This window comes from Pantoea sp. EKM103V, assembly GCF_011800365.1.
Lineage (GTDB): Bacteria > Pseudomonadota > Gammaproteobacteria > Enterobacterales > Enterobacteriaceae > Pantoea > Pantoea anthophila.
Window position 1 is genome coordinate 810151 of sequence record NZ_JAALFQ010000001.1, and the last position, 24402, is coordinate 834552.

General features: G+C 48.3%; 18 protein-coding genes and 2 pseudogenes. 9 read left to right on the forward strand and 11 right to left on the reverse strand.

What is annotated here, in order from left to right; translation table 11 throughout:
• Positions 1-3: 3 nt before the first annotated feature.
• The 6 genes from HFD97_RS03990 to HFD97_RS04015 all read left to right on the forward strand — a co-directional run bounded on the left by HFD97_RS03990 (position 4) and on the right by HFD97_RS04015 (position 7343).
• On the forward strand, positions 4-1383 hold the full coding sequence (locus tag HFD97_RS03990; RefSeq protein WP_244319720.1) for a PAS domain S-box protein: 1380 nt from the start codon (positions 4-6) through the stop codon (positions 1381-1383).
• On the forward strand, positions 1376-2017 hold the full coding sequence (locus HFD97_RS03995; RefSeq protein WP_058956608.1) for a response regulator transcription factor: 642 nt from the start codon (positions 1376-1378) through the stop codon (positions 2015-2017). Before HFD97_RS03990 ends, HFD97_RS03995 begins: the two co-directional genes overlap by 8 nt.
• Positions 2018-2337: 320 nt before the next feature.
• Positions 2338-3831, forward strand: a complete 1494-nt coding sequence (locus tag HFD97_RS04000) for a cytosine permease (RefSeq protein ID WP_167430957.1) — start codon at positions 2338-2340, stop codon at positions 3829-3831.
• The gene (locus HFD97_RS04005) at positions 3831-5537 is read left to right on the forward strand and encodes a nitrilase-related carbon-nitrogen hydrolase (protein WP_167430956.1); all 1707 of its coding nucleotides are present in this window, start codon (positions 3831-3833) and stop codon (positions 5535-5537) included. Before HFD97_RS04000 ends, HFD97_RS04005 begins: the two co-directional genes overlap by 1 nt.
• A gap of 43 nt (positions 5538-5580) precedes the next feature.
• Positions 5581-6738, forward strand: coding sequence for a transporter substrate-binding domain-containing protein (locus HFD97_RS04010; RefSeq protein ID WP_167430955.1), 1158 nt, complete (start codon positions 5581-5583; stop codon positions 6736-6738).
• Complete coding sequence (locus HFD97_RS04015; protein WP_167430954.1) at positions 6735-7343, forward strand: ANTAR domain-containing response regulator; 609 nt, start codon at positions 6735-6737, stop codon at positions 7341-7343. Before HFD97_RS04010 ends, HFD97_RS04015 begins: the two co-directional genes overlap by 4 nt.
• A 67-nt stretch (positions 7344-7410) precedes the next feature.
• Here the strand turns inward: HFD97_RS04015 and HFD97_RS04020 are convergent, their stop codons facing one another.
• The 3 genes and pseudogenes from HFD97_RS04020 to HFD97_RS04030 all read right to left on the reverse strand — a co-directional run.
• A complete protein-coding gene (locus tag HFD97_RS04020) occupies positions 7411-7890 on the reverse strand; it encodes a hypothetical protein (RefSeq protein ID WP_167430953.1) in 480 nt (159 codons plus the stop codon).
• Positions 7891-8361: 471 nt separating this feature from the next.
• On the reverse strand, positions 8362-8781 hold the full coding sequence (locus HFD97_RS04025) for a hypothetical protein (RefSeq protein WP_167430952.1): 420 nt from the start codon (positions 8779-8781) through the stop codon (positions 8362-8364).
• An 87-nt stretch (positions 8782-8868) separates the two neighbouring features.
• Positions 8869-9045, reverse strand: a pseudogene (locus tag HFD97_RS04030) (RHS repeat-associated core domain-containing protein); the annotation flags it as partial.
• A gap of 544 nt (positions 9046-9589) precedes the next feature.
• Here HFD97_RS04030 and HFD97_RS22255 point away from each other — a divergent pair.
• Positions 9590-10023 (forward strand): annotated as a pseudogene (locus HFD97_RS22255) (replication protein); the annotation flags it as partial.
• Positions 10024-10109: 86 nt separating this feature from the next.
• On the opposite strand, the gene HFD97_RS04035 reads toward HFD97_RS22255, so the two are convergent.
• From HFD97_RS04035 to HFD97_RS04045, 3 genes are read right to left on the reverse strand one after another with little or no spacing between them, the layout of a single operon-like run.
• On the reverse strand, positions 10110-10499 hold the full coding sequence (locus HFD97_RS04035; protein ID WP_167430951.1) for a hypothetical protein: 390 nt from the start codon (positions 10497-10499) through the stop codon (positions 10110-10112).
• A gap of 11 nt (positions 10500-10510) precedes the next feature.
• A complete protein-coding gene (locus tag HFD97_RS04040) occupies positions 10511-14722 on the reverse strand; it encodes an RHS repeat-associated core domain-containing protein (protein WP_167430950.1) in 4212 nt (1403 codons plus the stop codon).
• 18 nt (positions 14723-14740) lie between these two features.
• Positions 14741-15178: a DcrB-related protein gene (locus tag HFD97_RS04045; protein ID WP_167430949.1), complete on the reverse strand. Its 438-nt coding sequence runs from the start codon at positions 15176-15178 to the stop codon at positions 14741-14743.
• Positions 15179-15590: 412 nt separating this feature from the next.
• On the opposite strand from HFD97_RS04045, the gene HFD97_RS04050 reads away from it, so the two are divergent.
• Both HFD97_RS04050 and HFD97_RS04055 read left to right on the forward strand, forming a co-directional pair.
• A complete protein-coding gene (locus HFD97_RS04050) occupies positions 15591-15875 on the forward strand; it encodes a hypothetical protein (RefSeq protein ID WP_167430948.1) in 285 nt (94 codons plus the stop codon).
• Positions 15876-15972: 97 nt separating this feature from the next.
• Positions 15973-16548, forward strand: coding sequence for a hypothetical protein (locus HFD97_RS04055; RefSeq protein WP_167430947.1), 576 nt, complete (start codon positions 15973-15975; stop codon positions 16546-16548).
• A 130-nt stretch (positions 16549-16678) separates the two neighbouring features.
• Here HFD97_RS04055 and HFD97_RS04060 read toward each other — a convergent pair whose 3' ends face one another.
• Genes HFD97_RS04060 through HFD97_RS04080 form a run of 5 tightly spaced genes read right to left on the reverse strand, consistent with a single transcriptional unit; the run spans position 16679 to position 24355 of the window.
• Positions 16679-17593 (reverse strand): Kiwa anti-phage protein KwaB-like domain-containing protein, encoded by a 915-nt coding sequence (locus tag HFD97_RS04060; protein WP_167430946.1) that lies wholly within the window; start codon positions 17591-17593, stop codon positions 16679-16681.
• Positions 17594-17603: 10 nt separating this feature from the next.
• On the reverse strand, positions 17604-18197 hold the full coding sequence (gene kwaA, locus HFD97_RS04065) for an anti-phage protein KwaA (RefSeq protein WP_167430945.1): 594 nt from the start codon (positions 18195-18197) through the stop codon (positions 17604-17606).
• Between the two features lie 41 nt (positions 18198-18238).
• Entirely contained in the window at positions 18239-21487 is a 3249-nt protein-coding gene (locus tag HFD97_RS04070; protein WP_167430944.1) for a type I restriction endonuclease subunit R, read from the reverse strand.
• Positions 21488-21545: 58 nt separating this feature from the next.
• Positions 21546-22811 (reverse strand): restriction endonuclease subunit S, encoded by a 1266-nt coding sequence (locus HFD97_RS04075; protein WP_167430943.1) that lies wholly within the window; start codon positions 22809-22811, stop codon positions 21546-21548.
• Entirely contained in the window at positions 22808-24355 is a 1548-nt protein-coding gene (locus HFD97_RS04080; RefSeq protein WP_167430942.1) for a class I SAM-dependent DNA methyltransferase, read from the reverse strand. Before HFD97_RS04080 ends, HFD97_RS04075 begins: the two co-directional genes overlap by 4 nt.
• Positions 24356-24402: the final 47 nt, after the last annotated feature.

Here is a 24402-nt window from a genome sequence, read left to right on the forward strand (position 1 = left end):
TATTTGATAGACAGTCAGCTCTGTATCAAATATGTCAACGACAAGGCCTGCCAGTTGACAGGCTATTCCCGCGAAACATTTTCGCAAATCAGCTTTGACGTCATTGATAAAGAGCTGCGCGACAATGATGTTTTTGTCCTGTGGTGGAAACTCAGTACCCGCCCGGAAGGCATACAATTCACGTCACATCACACCGGTCGCCATCATGTTTTTCCCGTTGAGGTCAGTTGCAGCGGATATGAACAGGAGGGTGAATTACATATCTTATGCATTGTGCGCGACATGGATGAAATCCGTCGGCAAAAAGAGCAGCAGCAACTGCGGGAAAAACAGCTTCATCAGGTCGTGGAAAATTCTCCTGACCTCATTTTACGTTTTGATTTGCAGACCCGCTGCCTCTACGCCAACCTGGCGGTTCGCAACGGCTTTAACCTTAGCGAAACCGACATCACCCGGCTGCCGCTGACCGAAAGCGTGCAGCGCGGGGGGATCGGCCTGAGCCTGTTTAAGCTGGTCTCACGCACCATGGTGGATGAAAAAGTGGCTGAAGATGAGCTGGTGGTCAGGCGTAAGGGAGAGAAACGCATCCTGCATGTGCGCTGCGTACCGGAATATGATTTGCACGGCGAGCTGATGAGTGTGCTGGCGGTCGGGCGCGATATCACCGCTATCCGCCAGACCGAAGAGGAGTTAAGGCTGCTGACGCATAATCTGGAGCGGGCGCGGGAAGCGGAAAAGAAACAGCTGGCGCGTGATATTCATGACGAGCTGGGCCAGCAGCTGACCGCGCTGCGCACGGGGTTATCGCTGCTGGCGATGCGTAAAGATCTCTCTGTCGATGCGCAGGAGGCGAAAATTCAGGCGCTGATGGCGCATCTGGACAGCACTATCCAGGTGGTGCGTGATGTCTCGACCCGCCTGCGTCCTAATGTTCTCAATCTGGGCCTGGTTCCTGCGCTGGAGTGGCTGCGGGATCAGTTTATAAAAAACAATGGCATCCGCTGCATTCTGCTGGCACCTGACGAACACACCGTGGTGCTGGATGAGGTGACGCTGACAGCGGCATTCCGCGTGGTTCAGGAATCTCTCACCAATATCGTCCGTCATGCCCAGGCCAGCAACGTCTATATCTTCGTTAAACTGACGCCGGATGCGCTGCTGATTGAAGTGGTCGATAATGGGAAAGGCTTTCATCTGCACCGTGTGAAGAAGGGAACGTGCGGGCTGCACGGGATCGAGGAGCGTGGACGCATGTTGAATGGAGAAGCGACCATCACCAGCACACCCGGTAAAGGCACCCGGGTTAAACTGAAGTTTCCTCTCTCCGGAAGTGTTAAATCAGCCCATCCTGTCCGAAAACCGGGAGTATTAACCGATGAGTAAATGCATACGTCTGATGATTGCCGACGATCATGCCATTATGCGCGAGGGCCTGAAGCAGATTTTTGCGCTGGATGACAACATCGAAGTGGCAGCCGAAGCCTCAGATAGCGGCCAGGTGCTGGAACGTCTGCGCCAGCACGAGGTCGATCTGCTGCTGCTGGATATTTCGATGCCGGGCATGAGCGGAGAAGATCTGATCACGCGCCTGATGCCCCTCTATCCTCAGCTGCGTATTCTGGTACTGAGCATGTACAACGAGCCACAGATTACCCGGCGGGTGTTAAACAATGGCGCACTGGGCTATATCACGAAAGACAAGTCGCCGGATGTTTTACTGAAAGCGATCCGCACCGTGGCGCAGGGATCACGCTATATCGATCACGATCTGGCGCAGGAGATTATCTTTTCCGACTACCAGAGTAATAATCGTGCGCCTCATGAGAGTCTGACGATGCGCGAGCGGCAGATTATGATCATGCTGGCCCACGGGGAGTCGATCAATGCGATAGCCGATGCGCTCTCCATCAGTAATAAAACCGTCAGCACCTATAAGTCACGCATGATGAAGCGGATGAAATTTACCAATAACGCCCACATCGTGAAATATTCCCTGCGCCATAACCTGGTGCAGTAAAGTTGTCAGCCACCGCCAGATGCGTTTCGGGCGGTGGCTGTCCGTTAAGGCGCACCCGCTGCGTCTGGATCACCATGGTGCGCGCTGCACCGGCATTATGCGTCTCTCGCCTGCCATCCGCCTCTCTACCGCCTGTATGCGCCGCTTTTAACAGTTGGCGCATTAATTGCTTCTTTATCGTTACCGCATCCTGCCGGGCAGGAACAGGCACCGTAGCCTGGTAAGCGGCCTGTGGCGAGCAGCCACTCCACAACATCGATTTCAGGCGAAGAAGCCCTGCCGGCAATGCTGCCGGCGGGGCTTTTTTTTGGAGCAAATCTATGAGTAAGTTAAAAGCATGGTTTCAGGGGCCGCAGGATATTACCGAAGCAGAGGCCGTTGAGGATTACGCGGTGGGCCGTGTGCCGGCGCACTATCGCTGGCCGATTCCGGCCATTATTCTGGTGCTGCTGGGCAACTCTACCGCGATGTTCTGGTTCAGCCTCGGGGCAGACATGAGCTACCAGGTCGGCTGGCCAATGCTGCTGCTGCCCATTGGTTATATGGTGGTGTTCGCCACCCTGATTGGCTCGTGCATTATGAAGATGGCGAGTAAAGAGGGGCTCTCACTCAATCTGATGACGCGCGGCCTGGGGTTTGGCTATATGGGCTCCGCCTTCACCTCGCTGATTTACGCCGTCAACTTCATCTTCTATTTCCTGTTTGAAGGCACCATTGTGTCTCACGCCATCGCCAACTATGCGGGCGTGCCGGTCAACTCCCTGACCGGTATCGCTATCTTTGCGCTGATGGGGCTGGCCGCCATCTGGTTTGTCTGGAAGGGCATGTCATCCATGCAGTTCCTGCAAACCTGGGGCGTTCCCATTTTCATTGTGCTGTTTGGCTTCTGTATCTGGCAGTTAACGCACCACTATCCGGCGGTCAGCTTCAGCGGCTGGCAGCCGAAAGGAGAGGCGGACAGTAACGCCCTGTGGCTGGTGATGAATATGGCCAACGGGCAGATTGTTTTTCAGGGACTGATGGCCACTGACTACGGTCGTTTTGCCCGTCCGGGGATCACACATAAAGGCACCGCAACCATCATGATGGGGATGCTGATCCCGATTGTTGTCGTCATGCTGTTTGGAGCCTTTATAGCCTACACCCTGATGCCGCATATTCAGGGCGAGGATGCCTGGTCGCTGGCGCTCGATCCGGGCTTCGTCTTCCCGCTGATTATGGGGCTGACCGGTGTGTTATTTGCAGTGATTACCCAGATCCGCATAAACGTCCTGAATCTCTACTCAGGTTCGATTGCCCTGTCGAACACCATGGATATGGCGTTTAACTATCGGCCGGGACGCCAGTGGTGGATGCTGCTGGTCTGGTTGCTCGGCGTGCTGTTCTATATCTGCAACATCCTGCAGTATACCGGCACGTTCCTCTCCATTACCGGCATTCTCACCAACACCTGGGTCTTTATTATCCTTGCGGATTACTTTATCTGCCGCAAAGTGCTGCACCTTGCGCCTTCCGATTTCGTGGAGTATCGCAAAGCGTATCTGCGGATGTGGAATCCGTCCGGCGTCATTGCGTTGTGCGTCGCGGTGGCAACAGGCGCGGCAGGCGTGCTGGGCCTCTATCCGATGGTGTACGCCTCATTTATTGCCATGCTGGTTGGCCCTGTGTTGCATGTCGCTATCAGCGTGGCGACCCGCGGCAGCTACTACTTCAAAACCTTCCCGGAAGATATGCAAACCCGCTGGAAACCCTCTGATGCTTACCAGGGGCCGAAACCGGTGTTTAAACCCTTACTGAGCAAGGAGGCCGAATAATGCGCATCAACGTTGCAACCATTCAGTTTGAACCCACGCAGTTCAGAAAAGAGGAAAACGTCGCCCGGCTGCTGGCATTAGCCACTCAGGCGGCACGCGACGGCGCACGCTTAATCGTGATGCCGGAAATGGCCACTACCGGCTACTGCTGGCAGGATCGTGCGGAGGTCGCCCCCTACACAGAAACGGCCGATGGCCCCACCAGCCAGGCATTCGCTGCGATTGCGCGTGAGTTTAACTGCTTTCTGGTCTTTGGCATGCCGGAGCGGGACAGGGTAACCGACCTCTACTATAACAGCGCCATTCTGGTCGGCCCGCAGGGCGTGATTGGCGTCCACCGAAAAACGCATCCCTATATTTCGGAACCGAAATGGGCGGCTAACGGTGATGGCGGGCATCAGGTCTTTCAGACTGAGATCGGCAATATTGCGCTGCTGGTCTGTATGGATATTCACTTTATTGAAACTGCCCGGCTGGCTGCGCTGGGGGGCGCACAGATTATCTGCCACATCAGTAACTGGCTGGCTGAACGTACCCCTGCGCCTTACTGGCTCACGCGCGCCTGGGAGAACGGCTGTGCGCTGATTGAAAGTAACCGCTGGGGATGGGAGCGGGGCGTGCAGTTCAGCGGCGGCAGCTGCATTGTGGATAGCCAGGGAAATGTGCTGGCCAGCTGCGACAGCGGCGATCGGATACTCAGCGCTGAGTTACCTCTTCCGCAGGCGAATCTACTGCTGAACAAGCGCCGGCCTGAGCTCTATCAGCGGCTGATGACCAATACTTTCCTCTGGAACCCCGCGGACTTTTTTGGCTTATATGGACGTGACCCCCTGCCTGAGGGCAAAGCGTCCCGTATTGCGGTGGCGCAGTTTCGGCCGCAAGACGAGGTGAATGCCAATCTGGCACAGATTCGGCACTGGGCCGAACAGGCGAAATCAGAGGGCGCGGAACTGCTGATCCTGCCGGAGCGCGCGCTGACCGGGGGCGACGGCAGCCATTGCGCGCTGTCACGGGAGGATGCGCCTGTACAGGCGCTGATCGCGCTGGCGATGGAGCTGGATATCGCGCTGCTTGCAGGGTTCGCCGAGCGGGAAGGGGAGCAGTGTTACAACAGCGCGCTGCTGGTGAGCAGTGAGGGAGTCAACGGACACTATCGCCAGATTCACCTCAGCGACCAGGATCGGCACTGGGCCTGCGCAGGGGATCAGTGGGTGACGTGCGATCTGCCGTGCGGGCGCGTTGGTATTCTGCTGGGTGAAGATCTGCTGGTGCCGGAAGCGGCCCGCATCCTGGCGCTGGAAGGCTGCGACATCATCGCCTGCCCGGCGCAGCTTCATTCACCTCTGCCCATGGCGCACCCGGGCACGGCGATACCGCATGTCTGGCCGATCCCGCGCGGCGCCGATCCTTACCACTGGCTGCTGCCACGCGTTCGGGCGGGAGAGAATAACGTCTGGCTGGCTTTTGCCAACTGGCCCGCTGCGGCAGGCGAAAGCTTTGGCCTGAGCGGGATATACGGGCCGGATACCTTTGCCTTTCCACGCAGGGAAGCGAAAGCGACCGGTGCGAAGGGGCTGGCGCTGCTGGATATCTCCACGGGGTCAGCCGGCGATCCTTACCCCGATCATGTGGTAAGGCGTAAAGACCTGGTGCTGATGCGTCAGCCGCATTTCTACACTGCGCTGATTGCTTCATCACCGAAATGAGCCACAGACGCGGCCTGCGGGCCGCGCTGATTCAGGAGCTATTATGACTGCCACTCAGCCGCTGCCTAAACCCGTTATTCCGGTCGGTATTCTCTATTCAGTGTCAGGCGATTATGCGGTGATCGGGCGCGAGATGCTCAACGGCATCCTGCTGGCGATTGAGGAGATAAACGCCAATCCCGCCCATCCGTTTACCCTGGCGCCCGTGATCCGCGATCCGCAGGGGTCGCTGGATCTCTATTACGACTATTGCCACGACTTACTCTATCGCCACGGGGTACGTCATGTGATTGGCTGCTACACGTCTGCGGCGCGGAAGACCATTCTGCCGCTGATCGAAGGTGCTAACGCGCTGCTGTGGCATTCCGCGCGCTATGAGGGGTTTGAGAGCAGCAATAGCGTGATTTACCTGGGGGCCAGTCCCAACCAGCATATCCTGCCGATGCTCAGCTGGCTGTTACAGCAGCAGGCGGCGGAGATCTATCACATTGGTTCTAACTATGTCTGGTCATGGGAGATGGATCGCCTGACCCGTGAAGCCGTCATCCCCGCGGGCGGCAGCGTATTGCAGAGTAAATTACTGCCGATGGGGGACGAAAACGTGGAGGCGTTAATCGCGGATATTATCGCCTGCCGCCCGAAAGTCCTCCTGAATACCATGGTCGGCAAAAGCGCCTACAGCTTTTATCGCGCCTGGCACCAGGCCTGTCAGCAGCAGCCGTGGCTAAACGAGGTGCTGAAGCTCAGCCTGACGCTGTGTGAACCGGAAGTAAAGTTGATTGGTGCAGAGGCGTTAGAGGGATATCTGGTTTCTGCCAGCTGGTTTCAGTCGATTGACAGCGCCGCCAACCACCGTTTTCTGAGCAGCTATCATCAGCGCTTTGGTGAGCAGGTTTCGCCGTCAGTGGACAGCGAGAGTGCCTGGCTGGCCGGACATTTGCTGGCGAGAGCCATTGCGCGCCACGGCAATGCGGATGTGGACGGTGTGCGTAATGCGGTATTGCAGGATGAGATGGATTCGCCCGCCGGACGGATCCGCCTCGACGCCGACAATAATCACTGCTGGCTGACCCCGCATCTGGCGCGATGCCACAACGGCAGGCTGGAGAGTTTCTGGCAGGCGGAGGCGGCGGTGAAACCCGATCCCTGGCTGGCCAGGGTGGATCTCGCGAGCCTCATGCCACGCGGAGGTGACGAATGAGCCGAAAAAACGTACAGATGCGCGGATTAAAAGTGTGTGTGATCGGCTGTTCCGACCGTGATAACCACCATCTGGCGCAGCAGTTCAGCCGCATAGGCATTGAGGGGCTGTTCTGTACGGTGTTTCCGGACGAGAGCCAGCTGGCTGACCAGCAGTTACTGGTGTTCGACGGGGATAACTCCACGCTGTTTCACCCCACGAACCCACTCCCGTGGCCCGCGCTGCCAAAGGTAGCGCTTACCGCCATTGAAACACCCTCACGCTTGCAGTGGATTGCTGAACAGAAGATCGACAGCTATATGCGTAAACCGGTGCGCTTTGATGGTGTGATGACCGCTTTTACCCTGGCGCTCAACCATGCCGCGCACATCAGCCAGCTCGACGCACAGCTCCGGCGGCAGGAGGAGCGACTTCGGGCGCGTAAGTTTCTGTTCTCCGCACAGCTGCGGGTGATGAACGCGCTGGGGCTGGATGAGGATGATGCCTACAGCCTGCTGCGCCGCGCCTCAATGGCGCAACACATGACCATTGAAAATCTCAGCTGTGCGCTGCTGAACGACACGGAGGTATGGCTCAGCCGGCTGAAATCACTGCTGGTAGAATAGGGGGCTTTGCTTGTGGAGGTGGGGGACAGGGGGGGGGAGGCATTTCGGGCTGCGTTATTCTTTGACATCAGCGGCTGCCGTCGGCGCGTGCAGGTTTGGGACTGGCGGAGATTTTAATGTAATGCCTGAACGCCAGAGGACGTGAAATGCCGCGAGGATCGCCGGTGAACGGGAGTCTTATGAATGGCTTCACGGGTATTTCAACGCGCCATGTTGTATCACCCATAAAGCTGAACTCAACTGCATCTGGGTATATTTTCAGATCAGTAAACGATCCTGTCAGGTATGCTCCACCTAAGGTCAGTATCTCTTTCACCCCTTCATTCAGATTGAGCAGGGCAATTTTGAGCGCTTCCTCGTACGGAACGTCATCAGTAAGGAATAAAAGTAACCGTTTATCATCGACCTGAACAGCAGCTTCAACCACCTGATCAGGAACCATGATGCCCGTACCTTTTTCAGCGATCAGGACTTCATATTTCCCTATTGATGTCGGAGTAGGTTGTTTGCTGATTTGAAGGGTGACGTTGTATCGCAGCTTGAACATAGTGGTTTCTGGCCTTATGAAGTCGAATAAATATATAGAAAATCTCTGCGAGCCGCATCCTGCGGATAGACTTCATTATCATCTGCCAGCAGATAACCCCCGTCCCTGAGAACTAGCTTATAGTTAATTTGCTACTGCTATCTTTAAAAATAGCATGCAGAAATTGCTTTATGTTCGCTTTATCAATAGTAGCATTATAAATTGCATGAAAAACTTTTGCACCAGCTTCATAGGAGGCCATATCATTCACTATAATCACCAGTTCCTTATCATTTGCATCTGGCTATGTATAAACGACCGTGTCGAAAAATATGTCTGTTACTATCTGTTCTGCTGCGGTTCCTGTAACAGTCGCAAACTCTGCCAGAGGATACGGGTTTCAGTTATTAGGGAGAAAACTTCAGCCCTGTTCCATGATATGAAAAATACTTTTAATATGCAGTTCATGTATTTTTAGATGTTCGTTTATTTTTATTTAACTTCTTTAATTCCGTCAACGTAATATTCAGATGTGGAATGTGAGAATGAGTATGTATGACCGTTAATAACAAAGCCACAGCCAATGATGTTTTTTTCAATGACAAAACAATCTCCGAAGTATGTTTTGCTTTTTAAGCCATATCTTTCTACTAATGTATCAGCAGGCAGTTTTTCTAAATTAAAAATTAAATCATTAAGGCCAAAGGTGGAGGTTCTGTTTTTGATGGCCGTTTTTAATCTTATTTTTGACACATTCAAAAAGAAATCAGATCTGCTTAGCTCAGGATTGTTAGGTATTTCTTCAATATCAGGCGAAGATAATATACTGTGCAGTATCTTCATCCATTCTTTCTCATGATTTTCATCTGATAACGTTATCAAATAAGTAATTGAATCTACTTCGTTTCTCATAGAGTTTTTACCTTAGCACCTGTACGTGTCCGCATTTGAAGCACTTCAATCTCATTCCATTGATTGATATGACTCTATCCCCACGACCATCCAGCCCAGCGGAGTAGGTACATACTGATAAAAATTCCAGCCTCCCAGCAATCTTATCGGATCCTGCACCCTAAACCGTCCGACCTGCGGGTCGTAATACCTGAAAAGATTATAGTGCAAACCCGTTTCACTGTCAGCGTACTGCCCGACATAGCGCATAGCGGTTTTGCTGACAGCAGGAAGCAAAAACAAGACAGCTTCCTTTATCAAAGGGGTTTGATTTTGAAGCAGTATATGAGCAAACTAATGTGCTGCATTGAAAAACTAATTAAATAACAAACCATTATTCCCTGGTCTGCTGGTTGCCCCTAAAAGGCAAATAAGCAGAGTCCAGGATTTTGTGTTCTGATTATAAAATAAAAGAGAAGTAATGAATATTAACCCCAATGACACGGCACAACAGCCGTGTTGGGTTACTTAAAATGAAAGAAAACAATCTTTTTTCACTTTATAAAATCAATAAAGAACATCTCTCGCTTCACTCTATAATAATAATGAAGAAGAAAACTGCTTTCAGGCCAGATATAACTTAAAACCAAGTCCGCGATCTCGGGAGTTAAAGTCCGCGGTTTGAGGACTTTAATCAACAATCATTCTCATCATGAAAAGAAAACTTCATTTTTATTCAAAATTTTGATACTTCAAATGTCAGGTGATGAAAATCAATATATTATTTAAAAATAATAACAAGAATAAAAGTAAAGAAAAATGACATGAGAGGGATAAACTCATGGTTGTAAATGAAAATACAGGAGAGCACCTGGGAGGTGCGGGTTTTTTCAGTATCAGGAAGTAGATGAAACACAATTTTTAAAACTCTATGTAAATGGCGTTAAAGCTATTACGGAATTGTCTTCCGCAGGAACAAAGGTTTTTGAAATACTGTACAGGGTAATGCAGGATAAAAAGGACATAGATACAATTTTAATGTCGTATGACATTGTAGATAAAACGATTGTTAAAATATCCAGAACGACTTATTTTAAAAGTATGAAAGAGTTGGTTGAGAAAAGTTTCATTACTGAAACTATGATCCAGGATTTTTACTTCATTAAACCTGATTTAATATTCAATGGTGATCGCCTGTCATTTGTTAAATCTTATATTAAATGCAAATCGAAAAATTTAAACCTAAACAAAAGCCCTTGTTAATGTAAAAACTGTACCTTAATATATTGTCTATATTAAGGTACAGTTCAATTTACTACGTTAGTTTTTTTATTGAATATAGAGGTGTTTTACAAAAATGCCGTTTCACTACTGCCAATTTTTTCTACATTTCCATTTATCATTTTTACACCAATTCCATGTTCACTATCAATTTTTGTTGAGAACATAAAACCATATTCATTTTCTTTGTCTGGGAAAATGTACAGTTTTATAAGTTTAAGATCAGATGGTTCTTGATTGTAAATTTTGATACAATACTCATGAGCTGCTTTTTGAATTTTTTGTAAAAAATCATTTTGATGATTAATTAAATAAAGTATATCATCTTTCATCTTTTTATCTGATAATTCAGATTCAAGATTAACACATTGTACTTCATCCGGACCGAATGCTTTCAACTTCAAATCGACAGCAATACCTTCATCATCTTCATAAAATTTTAAGTCTTCTGATTGCATAATGTGCCTCACTATTTACAATTCAATGATTTTGCAGTTTTCTTGGCTTCAAGTGATTCATATTTAACACCATGATACTGTTCGTATTGGCTCACTGAGCCGGAGTGAGGGAAAGTGGCTTCATGAGCGCTTGTGTCTACAAGTTGCATGGTAGAAGTATTCGTTATGGGATCATAATCATTTAAATGGTGCCAGGTATAGCCATCTGGATGTGATTTACCTGTAATATTCCCAACTGAGTTTTTGTAATTTGCCAATTCGTTTGCTGCCTTAAAGTCGCCATAACGACTGCCTGTCATTGGTATTTTTACAATATTTTCACCATGAGGATAAAGTGCATCACTTCCTGAGAAATCGACCCCAGGATATCTTGACAGTCCCCACGGATCAATCCAACCCAGCGGATTCGATGCATACTGATAAAGATTCCAGCCTCCCAGTAATCCTATGGGGTCTTGTACCGTAAAGCGTCCAATCTGAGGATCGTAATACCTGAAAAGATTATAGTGCAGACCCGTTTCACTGTCCGCGTACTGCCCGGCATAGCGCAGTGGCTGATGAGTGATGGTAGTTTGTTGTGCGAGTCTGTGAAAACCTTCTGTTTGACGGGTAACCTCACCAAAACTGTCGTAATGACCGCTCCACCGGAGCTGTCCCTGTTCATCGGTCATATCCAGCGGTGCACCGTTTAGATCGGTGCTGAACCAGAGAATCTCTCCGCTAATTTCTTCACTCAAATGTTCAACACGCGCCAGCGGGCTGTATGCTTCGTTCGGATCGTAAACATATGTCTGGCACTGCCCGTTTTGCTGCTGCTCCTGCAACAGTCGCAGGCCCTGCCAGAGGAAGCGGGTCTCAGCGTTGCCACGCTGCGTGGTGACCGTTTTACGGATGCGTCGGCCTAGCGCATCATAATGATAGAGCGCGGTAAACCGGCCTTCTGGTCCATTGCCCCCGGCCTGTATGAGGCGGTTTTCCGCGTCGTATACATAATGCTGTTCATACAGACCATTTCGGCGACTGACGAGGTTACCCCACCAGTCGTATTTCATAAACAGGTTCTGCCAGTGCGTCAGGCGGTTATTCCTCAGAGGCAGGGCAGGGAGGTCATCATCCGGCAGCAGGTTATCCGCAGCGTCGTATTGGAACCTCCTGTTACTGTGGTCCGGGCGGGCTTCGTAGTGGCTGAGAAGACGACCTTCCTCATCATAGCCATAAATTGTGTTGCCTCGCAGCGTGTCACTGACGTCAGACAGTTCTCCCCGCCCGGTATAGTTGAAGGCGCGTTCTAAGATTGTCTGTTCCGGCAGGTCGGGTGTGAAGCTGCGCTGCCGGGTACGTCTGCCCAGACTGTCATACTGGCGGGTCTGTTCACGGGTTCCCTGAGTGCGGGCCACCTCCCTGTGAAGGCGGTCGCGGGTAAATTCAGAGATGATTTGCTGACCGAACCGGATGGCACTGACGTGGCCGGAACCGTAATGCAGCCAGCTTATCTGCTGGCCCCCAGGCAGGGTCAGCGCGGTGAGGTTGTCAAGGGCGTCATAGTGGTAATGCAGCTCACCATTACTGCCCCGTTCACCGAGCAGTTTTCCTGCCGCGTCAAAGGTAAACTGAATCTCATCTTCTTCGATTCCAAGTGCTGTACCATCGGTGGTTGGCTTGCGCGTCAGGCCGGTAAGCTGCCCGCTGTTGTTACGCTGGTAATGGTACTGAGCATCGCGTGTAGTGCGTGTTGTCAGCAGGCCGCTGCTGTCATAGCTGAACTGTTGAGCGCGTCGCGGGAGACCGCCATCGTCGTCAGATCTGCCGCTTTCCATAAGCGTGGTGAGCAGCCCTCGTACGTTCCATTCCATCTGACGGATGGTGTCGTCCGGGCGGACTTCGCTCAGTGGGTGGCCTGTCGGGTCATATGTAAAACGGTACTCGCCACCGTTGCCGTTTTCCAGACGCAGCAGATTGCCTCTCGTGTCATGGTGCCAGCGGCGGGTTCGTCCCGTGCGGTCGGTAACGCTTTCTGGCAGTCCAAGCGCGGAATACTGCCAGCGAACCTCACTTTCCAGCGGGTCTCGCCAAGCCGCAAGTTGCCCGTGCTCGTTCCATCGTAACGTTTCATGACTGCCATCGGCCCGAATTACGGCGGTAAGCTGGCCTGCATCGTTCCATTCGCGGCGTGTGAGGTTGCCTTCTGCGTCCTCACTGGTGATAAGCTGACCAAAGCGGTCATACGTAAAGCGGGTCACGCTACCGGAGCAGTCAGTGCGTTGCGTCAGCAATCCCTGACGGTTCCATTCCAGCAACACATCACCGCCCCTCGCATCGGTGATGCGGTCAGGCAGCGTTTCTTCTTCATCAGGGTAGTGATACGTGGTGGTGTGATTCAGTGCATCGGTTTCCGACAGCAGGCGACCGTTCAGGTCATACACAGACTGAGTGGCTGTTGAATCCGGGAAAACCGTGCGGGTAATGCGATCAGTGTTTCTGAACCAATAGTACTCAGTGGTGCGTCCTGCCGGGTCAGTTTCTGACGTGAGGCGGCCATAACGGTCCCAATGACTGCGCCGCATGGCTCCATCGGGCAGGATAATGTCGCACAACTCGCCATCACGACAGACGAAGCCGGTCTGGCGACCGTCATAATCTGTGAAATGTGCAACATTGTCATCGTCGTCAACCAGCCAGTGTGCCTGTGCGCCATCTTCGCGGATGGCGCGGCGGGTGCCGTTTTCAAAATCGTACTCAAAATCAAGCTGCTCGCCCGCGCTGTTACGGTATGCCACCACGCGCGGCAGACCATCAATGTTCCGCCACAGGTATTCATTCAGAAGCCCGTTGCTGTCCTCATGGCTGCGCAGTAAATCCGTACCGTCCCCGTCGTCATACCAGCTGAAACGGCGGCGTACCTGACCGCCACGTCCGATGACGCTAATCAGCCGGGCCTTATCATCGTAGCCGTAGCTGACCAGGCAGATTTCATCATCCAGCCAGGCTCCGGTCAGGCAAACCTGTTTACTGACAGTTGTGTAGCGGCAGACCACGCGCTGCCCGGCACTGTCGGTGAGCGCATGCAGGGTATGGTCGTCGTTCCAGTCAAAAAGAATATCGTTACCACAGGGTTCGGTGAGTCGCTGCGGCATGGAAGGGGAATTGTCCCGCAGGGATGAGTAATACCAGCGTTCGCCGCTGATGTCATACACTGACCAGGTATCGTCCTGATGGTGTTCCAGCCAGCGTTTTTCCGTTTCGCAGAAGGTTCGCTGTCCTTTTGGCACGAGAGGAAATGACACGTAATCACCGGACGGTGCACGCCATACCAGCCCGTCCTGATATTTTTCCAGTCGCGTTTCCCAGAAAAGTGACCAGCCACGGCCCAGCACGCTGTCGCCGGGGTTGCCACTGCGCCAGTAACGCTGCCAGAAAACCGGCAGACGGGACGGTAATACAAAGTCCAGATCGTCATCACCAGTGAGAAACTTCTGGCCGCTGACGATATCCACCGGACGCGCGATGATGCCCACGGCGGCGGCGCTGGTCATCAGCACGCCAGCGCGGCAGGCGACGCGGGCCAGTTTGTTGATACCCGGGATTTTACTGAACAGTCTTCCCAGCGCACCGACTTTACCTGCCGCTCCGCCCGCTCCACCGAGCAGTCCGGCAAATAACAGCGTCAGGTCGGAGGTTTTATAGAGCCATTCCGGGACTTCTGACTGTACCGGCAGTGTCTGTTCCGGCTCACCGCCGATAATCACATCTGCGGAACCGGTCATGACCTTTCCACCACAGGTGGTCTGATCGCCGAGACGGGCAGCAGGCAGGCCATTGATGTACACGCGTGAGGAGCCTTCGGCCATCTGCTGTGAGCCAGCATCCCTGGCGCATTCCACCATGCTGTCGGTGGCAAGGGCGGCAGGTCTGCCATTAATGAACACGTTATGAGAGCCGGTGGCGATAACGCCTTCCTTTTCCATGCTGGCGGCTCCGGCATCCGCCATGCTGTCCCGCGCTGCCGTTGCCAGTTCGCCTGTCAGATACCCCACCGCCAGACTGGCCCCGACCAGAAGCACACCAATGCCCAGGCATGACGCACCGATACCGGCAATCATCAATGCTCCAGCGGCGATACCCCCTGCTGCTGCTATCAGTCCACCGACAATCGTTCCGGCAATCATCCCTGCCAGCGCATGAGAATGGCCGATATCATCACCCACGCGTGCCGCTTCAAACATAACAACCTTCCTTAATTGTCAGCTGTTAAAAGAAAAGCTGGCAAGCAGCGCATGGAACTGTTGACTGTTTCCGTCCGTCAGTATCGCGGTACAGGACACAGTGAAAACCAGAATATGGTTTTCAGACGTGTTAAATACCGCCTGTTGCTGGAAGACTCTTTTACCATCACGCAGGTAGCTGGCATGCACACATTCACCCTGTAACAGGTTATTGCCGAGCACAGCGGGCACCCGTTCCGTTTGCTTCCAGCCTTTCAGATGCTTCTGCATCAGCGTTAACTGCCGGTCAATATAACCTGACAGCGTCTCGTCATCATTCATCGAATCGCGGGAGATGTTAAAAGCGGGCTTATTCTCACCGGGAAGGGTGAAGACATTAACGGTACGATCCTGATAGTGATCAGGAAGGGTGATGTGGCCTTCGGTAAAAAAGCAGAGAGGGAGATTTTCAGGCATTGAGCAGCTTCCGTATGCATCAGGGCGGTTTAAGTGTGCCATAGGGGCAGGCAGCATTCTATATGGAGGTTTCATTTACTTACGGAAGTTGCGTGTTTTGAGGTCAGTACCTTTAAGAAGCAGACTGGCTCAGCAAATGCCTATCCCCGCAGAGTGCAAAGCATTCAATTAATCACAAATTTCATCAACTTATTGATCTGTTAAATTGATCAATATATATATTTTAATAGATTATAACTATCAATTAGGCTTTATCGATCGATTTTTAATTGGCTTAATCGATCGATTCTGTACTTCTGATAGTCTTTAACTATCATGATTTATGAATTTGATCGATAAAAACGATATGACAGGCTCTTTCTTCACATCAATTATATCAATTACTTAGAGAGGGTTTGATGAGGAAAAGAGCATGTCTGAATGTCCATTTTGCGGTACAGAAGTGCAGGAGCGTGTGTCAGTGTGCAGGGGATGTGGTGCGGAAAGAGTAAAAGGTTATGTCAGCCAGCAGACTATGAAGGGGTTGGTAGTTGGTGGAACCATCGTTGGCATTCCTGCGGGATTTGTCATGGCCTATCTAACCAAATCCACGCCAGTAATGGTGATAACTTTGCTCGCGTTAATGCTTGGCCCCTTACTGATTCTGAAATTTAAAACCAAAGATAAAGTCAGTTGGGTTCGTCCGACCGCACGTTAATGGCTTTGCCAACATCAGGGAAAAACATCACCACTCACTGTTCTGAATGAAGATATCAGTTCAGTGATTTTTTTTTATCCTTTGCAGGTTATCTAGAATGAAAAAAACGATTACGGCTTTATTAGCATCTGCCGCTTTTACGCTCGCAGGTTGTCAGCAACTCAACGACGCAACCGGGAAAGTTGGGCAATCGATCAACTCGTCCTTATCTTCTCTGGGCAATGTTTTAAACACTTCCGGCAGTAAAGGTAATACCACAGCAGCAGATAATCTTCCTGTTAACTCCGTCAATGGCTTGGGTGTTATTTGCCGTGATTATGAAGCAAATGCTTTGGCAGGTAAAAATAAATGGATCGGCAAGAAAGTCAGTATCAGCAATGCTACTGTTCTGGAAGCTCAGGAAGCCTACGACACCATGAAGTATCTGGGGGCGCAGCGAGATCATAAAACCTACGCCATCATTTTTGAGACGCTTGATACCAAATACTGTGGCGGGGCTGTGCTGCTGACCTATTTTCCGGGCCAGGATGACGATATCCTGAAAATTAAGAAAGGTCAGAAGGTTAATATAACTGGCGTTGTCTATGATATCGGAGATAGGACGTTTAACACGAATAACAATGGCAACATGGCAGCGAAGGTGGTTAAAATGAAAGGTGGAATAATACGATAAGTATTAATTTCACTGAAAAGCATCCTCTTATCATAAACAAGTTGAGGATGCTTTTCTTAATATTTTTCTCAATTTAGGCGGCAGAATCCTTCTCAACAGCAAGGAAGGGAGAGTTGTCAAGTGCGGCAAATTATGCTTCGTTATTAAGTAGTCGTATGAAGTATCTTTTTTGGTCTTTTGTATTAAGATTTATTAGTCCTCCTGATAAATCAATGTTCCGTTGAAATACAGGGAACCTTTGCATAACTTGCTGTATTTGAGGAATGGAAACACCCGTTGTTACCAAGCTTCCTTTTGAAACCATAGCAAGTCTACGCATAAATGCTCGGTCTTTATACATATCCTTGAAAATATCTAGCGGTACTTGCATGCCTTGTATGTTAACAATGCCAAGATTTATTATTAATGGCGTTGAAATGTTTGCAAGATTATCTATTACACTTTCTAAACCGTACATTCTTTCAAGCAATTTGATGTTCAATGCGTAATATTTATTCTGGAAGAGGAAAAAGTCAATAGTATCATTTATATCAATGCTGTCATGAGTTACCTTATCTAATGTTCTGCCATTTAAACTCAAGAAGGATTTTTTCGTTTTCTTATGTAAAGAAACGGGGTATTTATGTTGGTAAATCACTACGCTGTTTCCATTACCATCACAAAGGTGATAAATTACTGCCTTTACCGACGTAAGACTTTGCGTGGCAAAATTAAACTGTTTTGCATTTCCATTAACCCCGAAATTTAACACATCGTTCATTTTAGTAAATTCAAAAGGTAGGTGATTAATCGCTAAGTGATCATATTCAAAAACTTGCTTATCTCTTTCCAATAAAGTAGATACGAGTGGAACAGCAGCTTTACCTCTGTTAGGCTCAATAACATTTTTGGTTATGCTTTTAGAAAAGCAGGTGGTTAACTCTTGTTCAGCATTAGGTTCAAGATTAACCTTAAATATATCTATCGTACCTTGAATATCAGCAACAAAAAAAGCTTCACCAGAAATACCTTGAGATTGTAAAATATTTTCAATGTTATTGAACATGTCATGACCTCTACACTATTTTAGCCAAATAAGTTTCATCGTCTATTTTTATATACTTTATATTATCTGCGCTCTTCAAAACACTACGGCAGATTACTGTGCATTTTTTTACACCTCGGTCATGAATATTAGCTTTGTATATTCTGAATCCGAGTATTGCAAGTGATGGGTTTGAATAAAACCTATTTGTTTTTACATATATCGCTCCGATAATAAATATCATCAATCCTAAATTCAATACCGTTCGCTTACTATCTACATCAGTAAAAACTAAGGGCATTATATATGTAGTTAAAAACTCTAAATGCTCATGATTTTCATTGCTAATATCAGATACAGTACACGCAACAGACCAGCCCGAACCGAAACTATTTGCAAGAAGGAACAAAATGATCGTGCCGATAATAATGAAAGCTAGGCTGAGTATAAAAACAATATTCCTCACTCGTAATGACGAGGCTTGGAAAGAAAAGTTTTCAGTAAAAAAGTAGTCCCACGCATTATGTACTAATACCTTGTCATAAGACATTATTAATAGAGATAAAAACAGAAGCCATAGAGATAATATATATAGCGCTGTTTTAAGATATGGCCTACTATCCATTAGCTTCTCCTGTGCAACTTAAAATAGATGATATATAAAAATTAGGGAAATCCTTTTCCTAGTTCTCCCGCCAATATCTCCGCCTGCTTCAATACTGTTTCCGTAGCCAGCAATGACATATCAGGTGGATAGCCATATTTTTTTAGCAGACGTTTTACCACCACGCGAATTTTCGCTCTTGCCGCTTCTTTCACTGTCCAGTCCAGACTCACATTGTTGCGGATAGCCTCCGTCAGAACAACTGCGAGTTCTCGTAGTTTTTCCTTTTGCATCAGCTCACGAGCGCTGTCATTATCTGCAACAGCAGAATAGAAGGCGTATTCGTAAGTGCTAAGGTTCAGTTGGCTTGCAAGGCTGTCTGATTCCTGAATAGTTTTAGCAAGTTTGATCAGTTCATCAATCACCTCCGCAGCGGTCAGTACCTTGTTCTGGTAGCCGTTGATCGCAGAGGTCAGCATATCAATCAGTTTTTTACCCTGAGTGATACTTTGGTTCGAGCGAACCTTGATCTCATCAGAAAGCAGCTTTTTAAGCGTTTCCAGAGCAATATTTCTGTGCTGATAATCCTTCATTTCCTGGAGGAACTCATCAGAGAGTACAGAGATATCCGGCTTCTGTATTCCCGCTGCGTCAAAGATATCAACAACTTTATCGGTAACCAGTGCCTGATCGATAGTCTGTTTTACCCGCACTTCAAGACTGTCATTATGTTCTTCTTCTGAGCCGTCCGGGTTTTCAGTAAATTTATTCAGACGTGCCTTCACCGCTTGGAAGAATGCGACTTCGGGTGCCGCTTCCATTGCTTTATCATGTGGCGTCGCCAGTGCAAATGCTTGGGACATGGCAGCCACAGCGGCAAGGAAACGCATTTTACCCTTGCCATTATCCAGCCCTAGAATGTGGTTTTCTGATTCAAGGATAATCGTCAGGCGCTGTGAAGTCGTTGCAGTAAAGTAGGCTTTGTAATCGTAGCCATGCATCATTCCTTCCAGGATTTCCAGTTTTTCCTGCATGAGCGTCACGGCTTCTTCCTGAACCTCAGCTGGATCACCCCGTCCTCCGGCATCGGAGTAGAACGACAGGGCTTCTTTTAAATCAGAAGCAATACCGAGATAGTCAACCACCAGACCACCGATTTTGTCCTTGTAAACCCGGTTGACGCGGGCAATCGCCTGCATCAGGTTATGGCCTTTCATCGGTTTGTCGATATACAGGGTATGCATGCTGGGAGCGTCAAAGCCGGTCAGCCACATATCACGCACTATCACCAGTTTCAGCTTGTCATCATCATCCTTCATGCGGTTAGCCAGAACCTGACGTTCTTTTTTGGTGGTGTGGTGTCTAGCGATTTCTGGCCCGTCAGTAGCGGAAGATGTCATTACGACTTTGATCACGCCATCGTTTAAATCTTCACTGTGCCATTCGGGTTTAAGGGCGATGATTTCCTTATACAATTCAGCGGCAATACGGCGGGACATGGATACAATCATACCCTTGCCATGATCGGCATTGGACTTTAAGCGTTGTTCAAAGTGCTGAACCATATCCACCGCAATGGCTTTAATACGTTTTGAACTGCCAATCAAACCTTCGATTCTGGCCCATTTAGAACGTTCTTTCTGGGTAATCGTCAGCTCGTCCTCGTTAAACTCATCGTCGAAGTCTTCAATGAGCTGGCGACCTTCGTCACTGATGGCAATTTTCGCTAAACGGCTTTCATAGAAGATACGCACGGTGGCACCGTCTTCAACAGCCTGCGATATATCGTAGATATCAACATAGTTACCGAAAACAGCAGGGGTGTTAACGTCTGTTTTTTCTATGGGGGTTCCGGTAAAGCCCAGATAGGTCGCATTGGGCAAGGCATCACGCATATATTTGGCAAAGCCATAAACGGTGCGTTTGCCTGTTACGTTGCCTTCTCTGTCTTTCACGTCAACTTCTTTGGCGCTGAAACCGTACTGTGAACGGTGAGCTTCATCAGCGATAACAACAACGTTGGTACGAGCTGACAGTAAATCATAGATATTGCTGCCATCATCAGGCTGGAATTTTTGAATAGTGGTAAATATCACGCCACCAGAGGCTACCCGCAAATATTCTTTGAGTTCGTCTCTGTTATCGGCCTGTTTGGGTGTCTGACGCAGTAGCTGGGTAGCGGAAGAAAATGTACCGAATAGCTGATCATCCAGGTCGTTACGGTCAGTAATCACCACTACGGTCGGATTATCCAGCGCCAGTACAATTTTTCCGGTATAAAACACCATCGAAAGTGATTTACCGGAACCCTGGGTATGCCAGACTACGCCCGCTTTGCGATCGCCGGTTTTTTGCGCATTAACGAGATCGTTACTGTTACGTCCCTGTTGGCGGACTGCCACTTCGGCAGAGGGGGAGTCTGCATTCACCGCCGATGCACGAATAGTGGAAAGTACTGCTGCATTGACCGCGTAGTACTGGTGATAAGCCGCCATTTTTTTATCAGTACGGATACTGATAATCCCTTTGTTGTCTTCATGTTTGCTGGCTTCAAACACGATAAAGTGGCGGATCATATCCAGCAGCGTTACAGGATTAAGCAACCCCTGTAATAAAATTTCTAGCTGTGGCTGGGTACTGGTGGCTTGCGTTTTACCGTTAGAGGTTTTCCACGTCATATAGCGGCTGAAATCAGCAGAAACGGTTCCCGCTTTGGCTTCCAGCCCGTCAGAAATCAGATTAAAGGCATTGTACGTAAACAGGCTGGGGATTTGGTTCTGATAGGTTTTAATCTGGTTATAAGCACCTAATACCGTAGCATTTTCATCCGTTGCGTTTTTGAGTTCAATAACGACAAGCGGCAATCCATTAATAAACAGAATAATATCAGGGCGGCGGTTATGACGGTCTTCCCGGATGGTTATCTGGTTCGCCACCAGAAATTCGTTATTGGCTGGATCGTTAAAATCAATTAACCAGGCCAGTTCGCCCTGGTTATTCCCGTCTTTGCTGACTTCGATATTGATCCCTTCGGTCAACAGGCGATGAAAGGCCAGATTGTTTGCCATCAGATCAGGTGTGCTGATCTGCATCACCTGTTTTAGAGCTTCCTCACTCTTCTGTTCACTAAGGTGAGGATTTAGGCGTTGTAGGGCAGTACGCACTTTATCTTCAAGGATAACCTGCTGATAGTTACGTAACGGATTGATTCCACTGGGTTCAACGTCCGGGCCGTAAACATATTCATAGCCCAGCCCTTGCAGGTACTCAATCGCCATTACTTCAATATCGGATTCGGTCATCTTTGCCATGCGTACTGTCCTTATTACCGCTAAACCAGAGAGCAGGTTTTGTACCCGCTTAATTATTTTATGCTACTGACGCGATTGCTTCTTCTGCATACTGAACTCGTACTTCACCACTCATCAGTCTGGGGAGGAGAGTGTCGCGCAGAGATTCAATTTTTTTAATTTGTGAGTTGTTATTACTTATTTTGTTCCAGAAGGAAGCAATCTGTGCAGTGAACTCTTTCACCTTATACTCCGGAGGGAGTTTAAATTCTGGGCGTTGTAATCCGTCAGCCGACAACTGATTTACAGTTGAACCGTTTGTTGCAGCAACAACTTGCTCATGCATATCTTTGGCGCAAAGTAAATAGTACATAAAGGCATTAGTTAGGTAACTATCGTCATTGATATTAATTTTGAATAAATGGTGAGTATAGATTGATAATTCACTTTTAGTTTTTGGAATTATAGCAGGATAACCGATGAGTCGATATTCATGACCTTGTTCAGTATTGGCTACAATTATATCCCCAGGTTTTACAATATGTCTTTCTTTAAAATCACCATTGTAATATTTTAAACCAGCACTCTTATAACCACCCCCCTCAAGTACTGAGTTTAAACTAAAAAGTGGAATGCCATTATCCGACATGGTAAGACCAGACCCCTTATAACTTAACCCCTTGGCTACTGTAATATGACAATCCAGTGTCGTTGTTTTCCAATCTGCCTGCGATTCTTCAATAAACCACTGCCGAAAAAGTGTTTCGGCCATAGCTTCCAGTATTTGATTCTGATAATGAAGTAGGTCTATTTTTTCATCGAGCGAGCACAGCACAGAGGCAATGGCTATTTGTTCAGTAAATGGTGGAAGTAATAACTCTGTGTTTTCAATATCTGCTTTTGAAATATTTGCTTGGTTTGCACTTCCGGAAGACTGACTTGCTAAGTAATCATGGGTCGATTTATCTTTAAGAAAATAATAAATGAAATCCTTAAAGGCCAGATCAGGAATTGGATCTATTTTAGCAACTCGTTGATTAATATATGTAAGCGTATCAAACTTCTGCTTTGATACGGCTCCCACAACCTGAGTTAGGGCTTGTGGATGATTACCTGTTAAGGTTATTAGGATATCACCTTTTGAGGAAGTGTATTTCCCGTATTTGCTATCAAATAAGTGATATTGAACATCTTTTAAATGAACATCCCCATTAGCTACATTTTTTATTTTAAGTACCGGCAAAGTATTATATGTTGGGGATGTTAAAAAGTCTTTCGATTTAAATGCAAATCCATTTGTTATATTTACAATAGAACCTAATTTTATAGATGTCCACTGACTCATAAAACCACCTTCGCCAAATTATCAACGATAGCTTTATTTAGATATGCTTCTTCTTTCAATTGTGCTTCAAATTCTGCTTTCAGAACAGTAAATCTTTCTTTAAATTCGAAATCGTCTTCTTCTTCAACAAGACCGACATAACGGCCTGGCGTCAGAACGTAGTCAAGTTTAGCGACTTCATTGATATCGACAGATGCACAAAAACCAGCGACATCTTCGTAGTTGCCACCTTTGTTACGCCAGTTATGGTATGTGTCAGCAATGGTCTTGATATCGTCGTCGGAAAGCACTTTGCTACGGCGGTTGATTAAATGACCGAGATTACGGGCATCAATAAACAGAATTTCTTTACTGCGATCTCGATACTGACTGCTGTTTTCACGATCACGGCGCATAAACCATAACGCCGCCGGGATCTGAGTATTCAGGAACAGTTTTGCAGGTAAGTTAACAATACAGTCAATCACATTTGCATCTTTAACAAGTGCTGCACGAATATCACCTTCACCAGAACTTTTCGAAGTCAAAGCCCCTTTTGCCAGCACAACGCCAGCCTGACCTTTTGGCGATAGGTGATACAGGAAGTGTTGCATCCAGGCAAAGTTAGCGTTACCAGCAGGCGGAATACCATGTTGCCAACGAGCATCACCACGAAGTTGTTCGCCTGACCAGTCGGAAACGTTAAACGGTGGGTTAGCAATGATAAAATCAGATCTTAAATCTTTGTGGGCATCATTCAGGAATGAGCCTTCACTATTCCAGCGGACGTGTTCTGAGTTGATACCACGAATAGCAAGGTTCATCTTTGCCAGACGCCAGGTTGTCTGATTGGATTCCTGCCCGTAAATCGAAATATCATCGATATTACCCTGATGAGCTTCAACAAATTTTTCTGACTGAACAAACATACCACCAGAACCACAGCAAGGGTCAAAGACACGGCCTTTATAGGGTTCCAGCATGTTAACAAGCAGGCTTACAATGGATTTTGGAGTATAGAACTGACCACCTTGTTTACCTTCTGCCAGCGCGAACTCACCAAGGAAGTATTCAAACACATGGCCTAAAACGTCAGCAGAGCGTGCTTTGGCATCACCTAATGCAATATTGCCAATCAGATCTATCAGTTCACCCAGCACTGTGGCATCAAGATTCTGGCGAGCATAGACTTTCGGCAATACACCTTTTAGCTGTGGGTTACCCGCTTCGATAAGCTCCATCGCATCGTCTACCAACTTACCGATTTCGGGGAGCTTGGCCTTAGATATCAGGTAACTCCATCGCGCCAGTTCAGGAACAAAGAACACGTTATAGGCAGTGTATTCGTCTTTGTCTTCCGGGTCGGCTCCCGCGTATTCGCCTTTCCCATCTTTTAGCAATTCGTAATGCGATTCAAAAGAATCTGAAATGTATTTGAGGAAAATCAGGCCTAGTACCACATGCTTGTACTCAGCAGCGTCGATGTTTTTACGTAGCTTGTCAGCCGCTTTCCACAGGATGACCTCTAACGGGTCTGTTTTGATTTCTTTGGGTTTTCTAGCCATTATGGTCATTTTCCAGATACGGACGATTGATCTATTTTGCCTTAAAG

Coding starts and splice junctions, on each gene's coding strand:
- kwaA (WP_167430945.1), bottom strand. CDS start 18,197: ATGGATAGTAGGCCATATCTTAAAACAGCGCTATATATATTATCTCTA.
- HFD97_RS04050 (WP_167430948.1), top strand. CDS start 15,591: ATGTCTGAATGTCCATTTTGCGGTACAGAAGTGCAGGAGCGTGTGTCA.
- HFD97_RS04075 (WP_167430943.1), bottom strand. CDS start 22,811: ATGAGTCAGTGGACATCTATAAAATTAGGTTCTATTGTAAATATAACA.
- HFD97_RS04055 (WP_167430947.1), top strand. CDS start 15,973: ATGAAAAAAACGATTACGGCTTTATTAGCATCTGCCGCTTTTACGCTC.
- HFD97_RS04010 (WP_167430955.1), top strand. CDS start 5,581: ATGACTGCCACTCAGCCGCTGCCTAAACCCGTTATTCCGGTCGGTATT.
- HFD97_RS04005 (WP_167430956.1), top strand. CDS start 3,831: ATGCGCATCAACGTTGCAACCATTCAGTTTGAACCCACGCAGTTCAGA.
- HFD97_RS04060 (WP_167430946.1), bottom strand. CDS start 17,593: ATGTTCAATAACATTGAAAATATTTTACAATCTCAAGGTATTTCTGGT.
- HFD97_RS04045 (WP_167430949.1), bottom strand. CDS start 15,178: ATGCCTGAAAATCTCCCTCTCTGCTTTTTTACCGAAGGCCACATCACC.
- HFD97_RS04020 (WP_167430953.1), bottom strand. CDS start 7,890: ATGTTCAAGCTGCGATACAACGTCACCCTTCAAATCAGCAAACAACCT.
- HFD97_RS04070 (WP_167430944.1), bottom strand. CDS start 21,487: ATGGCAAAGATGACCGAATCCGATATTGAAGTAATGGCGATTGAGTAC.
- HFD97_RS04015 (WP_167430954.1), top strand. CDS start 6,735: ATGAGCCGAAAAAACGTACAGATGCGCGGATTAAAAGTGTGTGTGATC.
- HFD97_RS04035 (WP_167430951.1), bottom strand. CDS start 10,499: ATGCAATCAGAAGACTTAAAATTTTATGAAGATGATGAAGGTATTGCT.
- HFD97_RS04080 (WP_167430942.1), bottom strand. CDS start 24,355: ATGGCTAGAAAACCCAAAGAAATCAAAACAGACCCGTTAGAGGTCATC.
- HFD97_RS03995 (WP_058956608.1), top strand. CDS start 1,376: ATGAGTAAATGCATACGTCTGATGATTGCCGACGATCATGCCATTATG.
- HFD97_RS04025 (WP_167430952.1), bottom strand. CDS start 8,781: ATGAGAAACGAAGTAGATTCAATTACTTATTTGATAACGTTATCAGAT.
- HFD97_RS04000 (WP_167430957.1), top strand. CDS start 2,338: ATGAGTAAGTTAAAAGCATGGTTTCAGGGGCCGCAGGATATTACCGAA.
- HFD97_RS04040 (WP_167430950.1), bottom strand. CDS start 14,722: ATGTTTGAAGCGGCACGCGTGGGTGATGATATCGGCCATTCTCATGCG.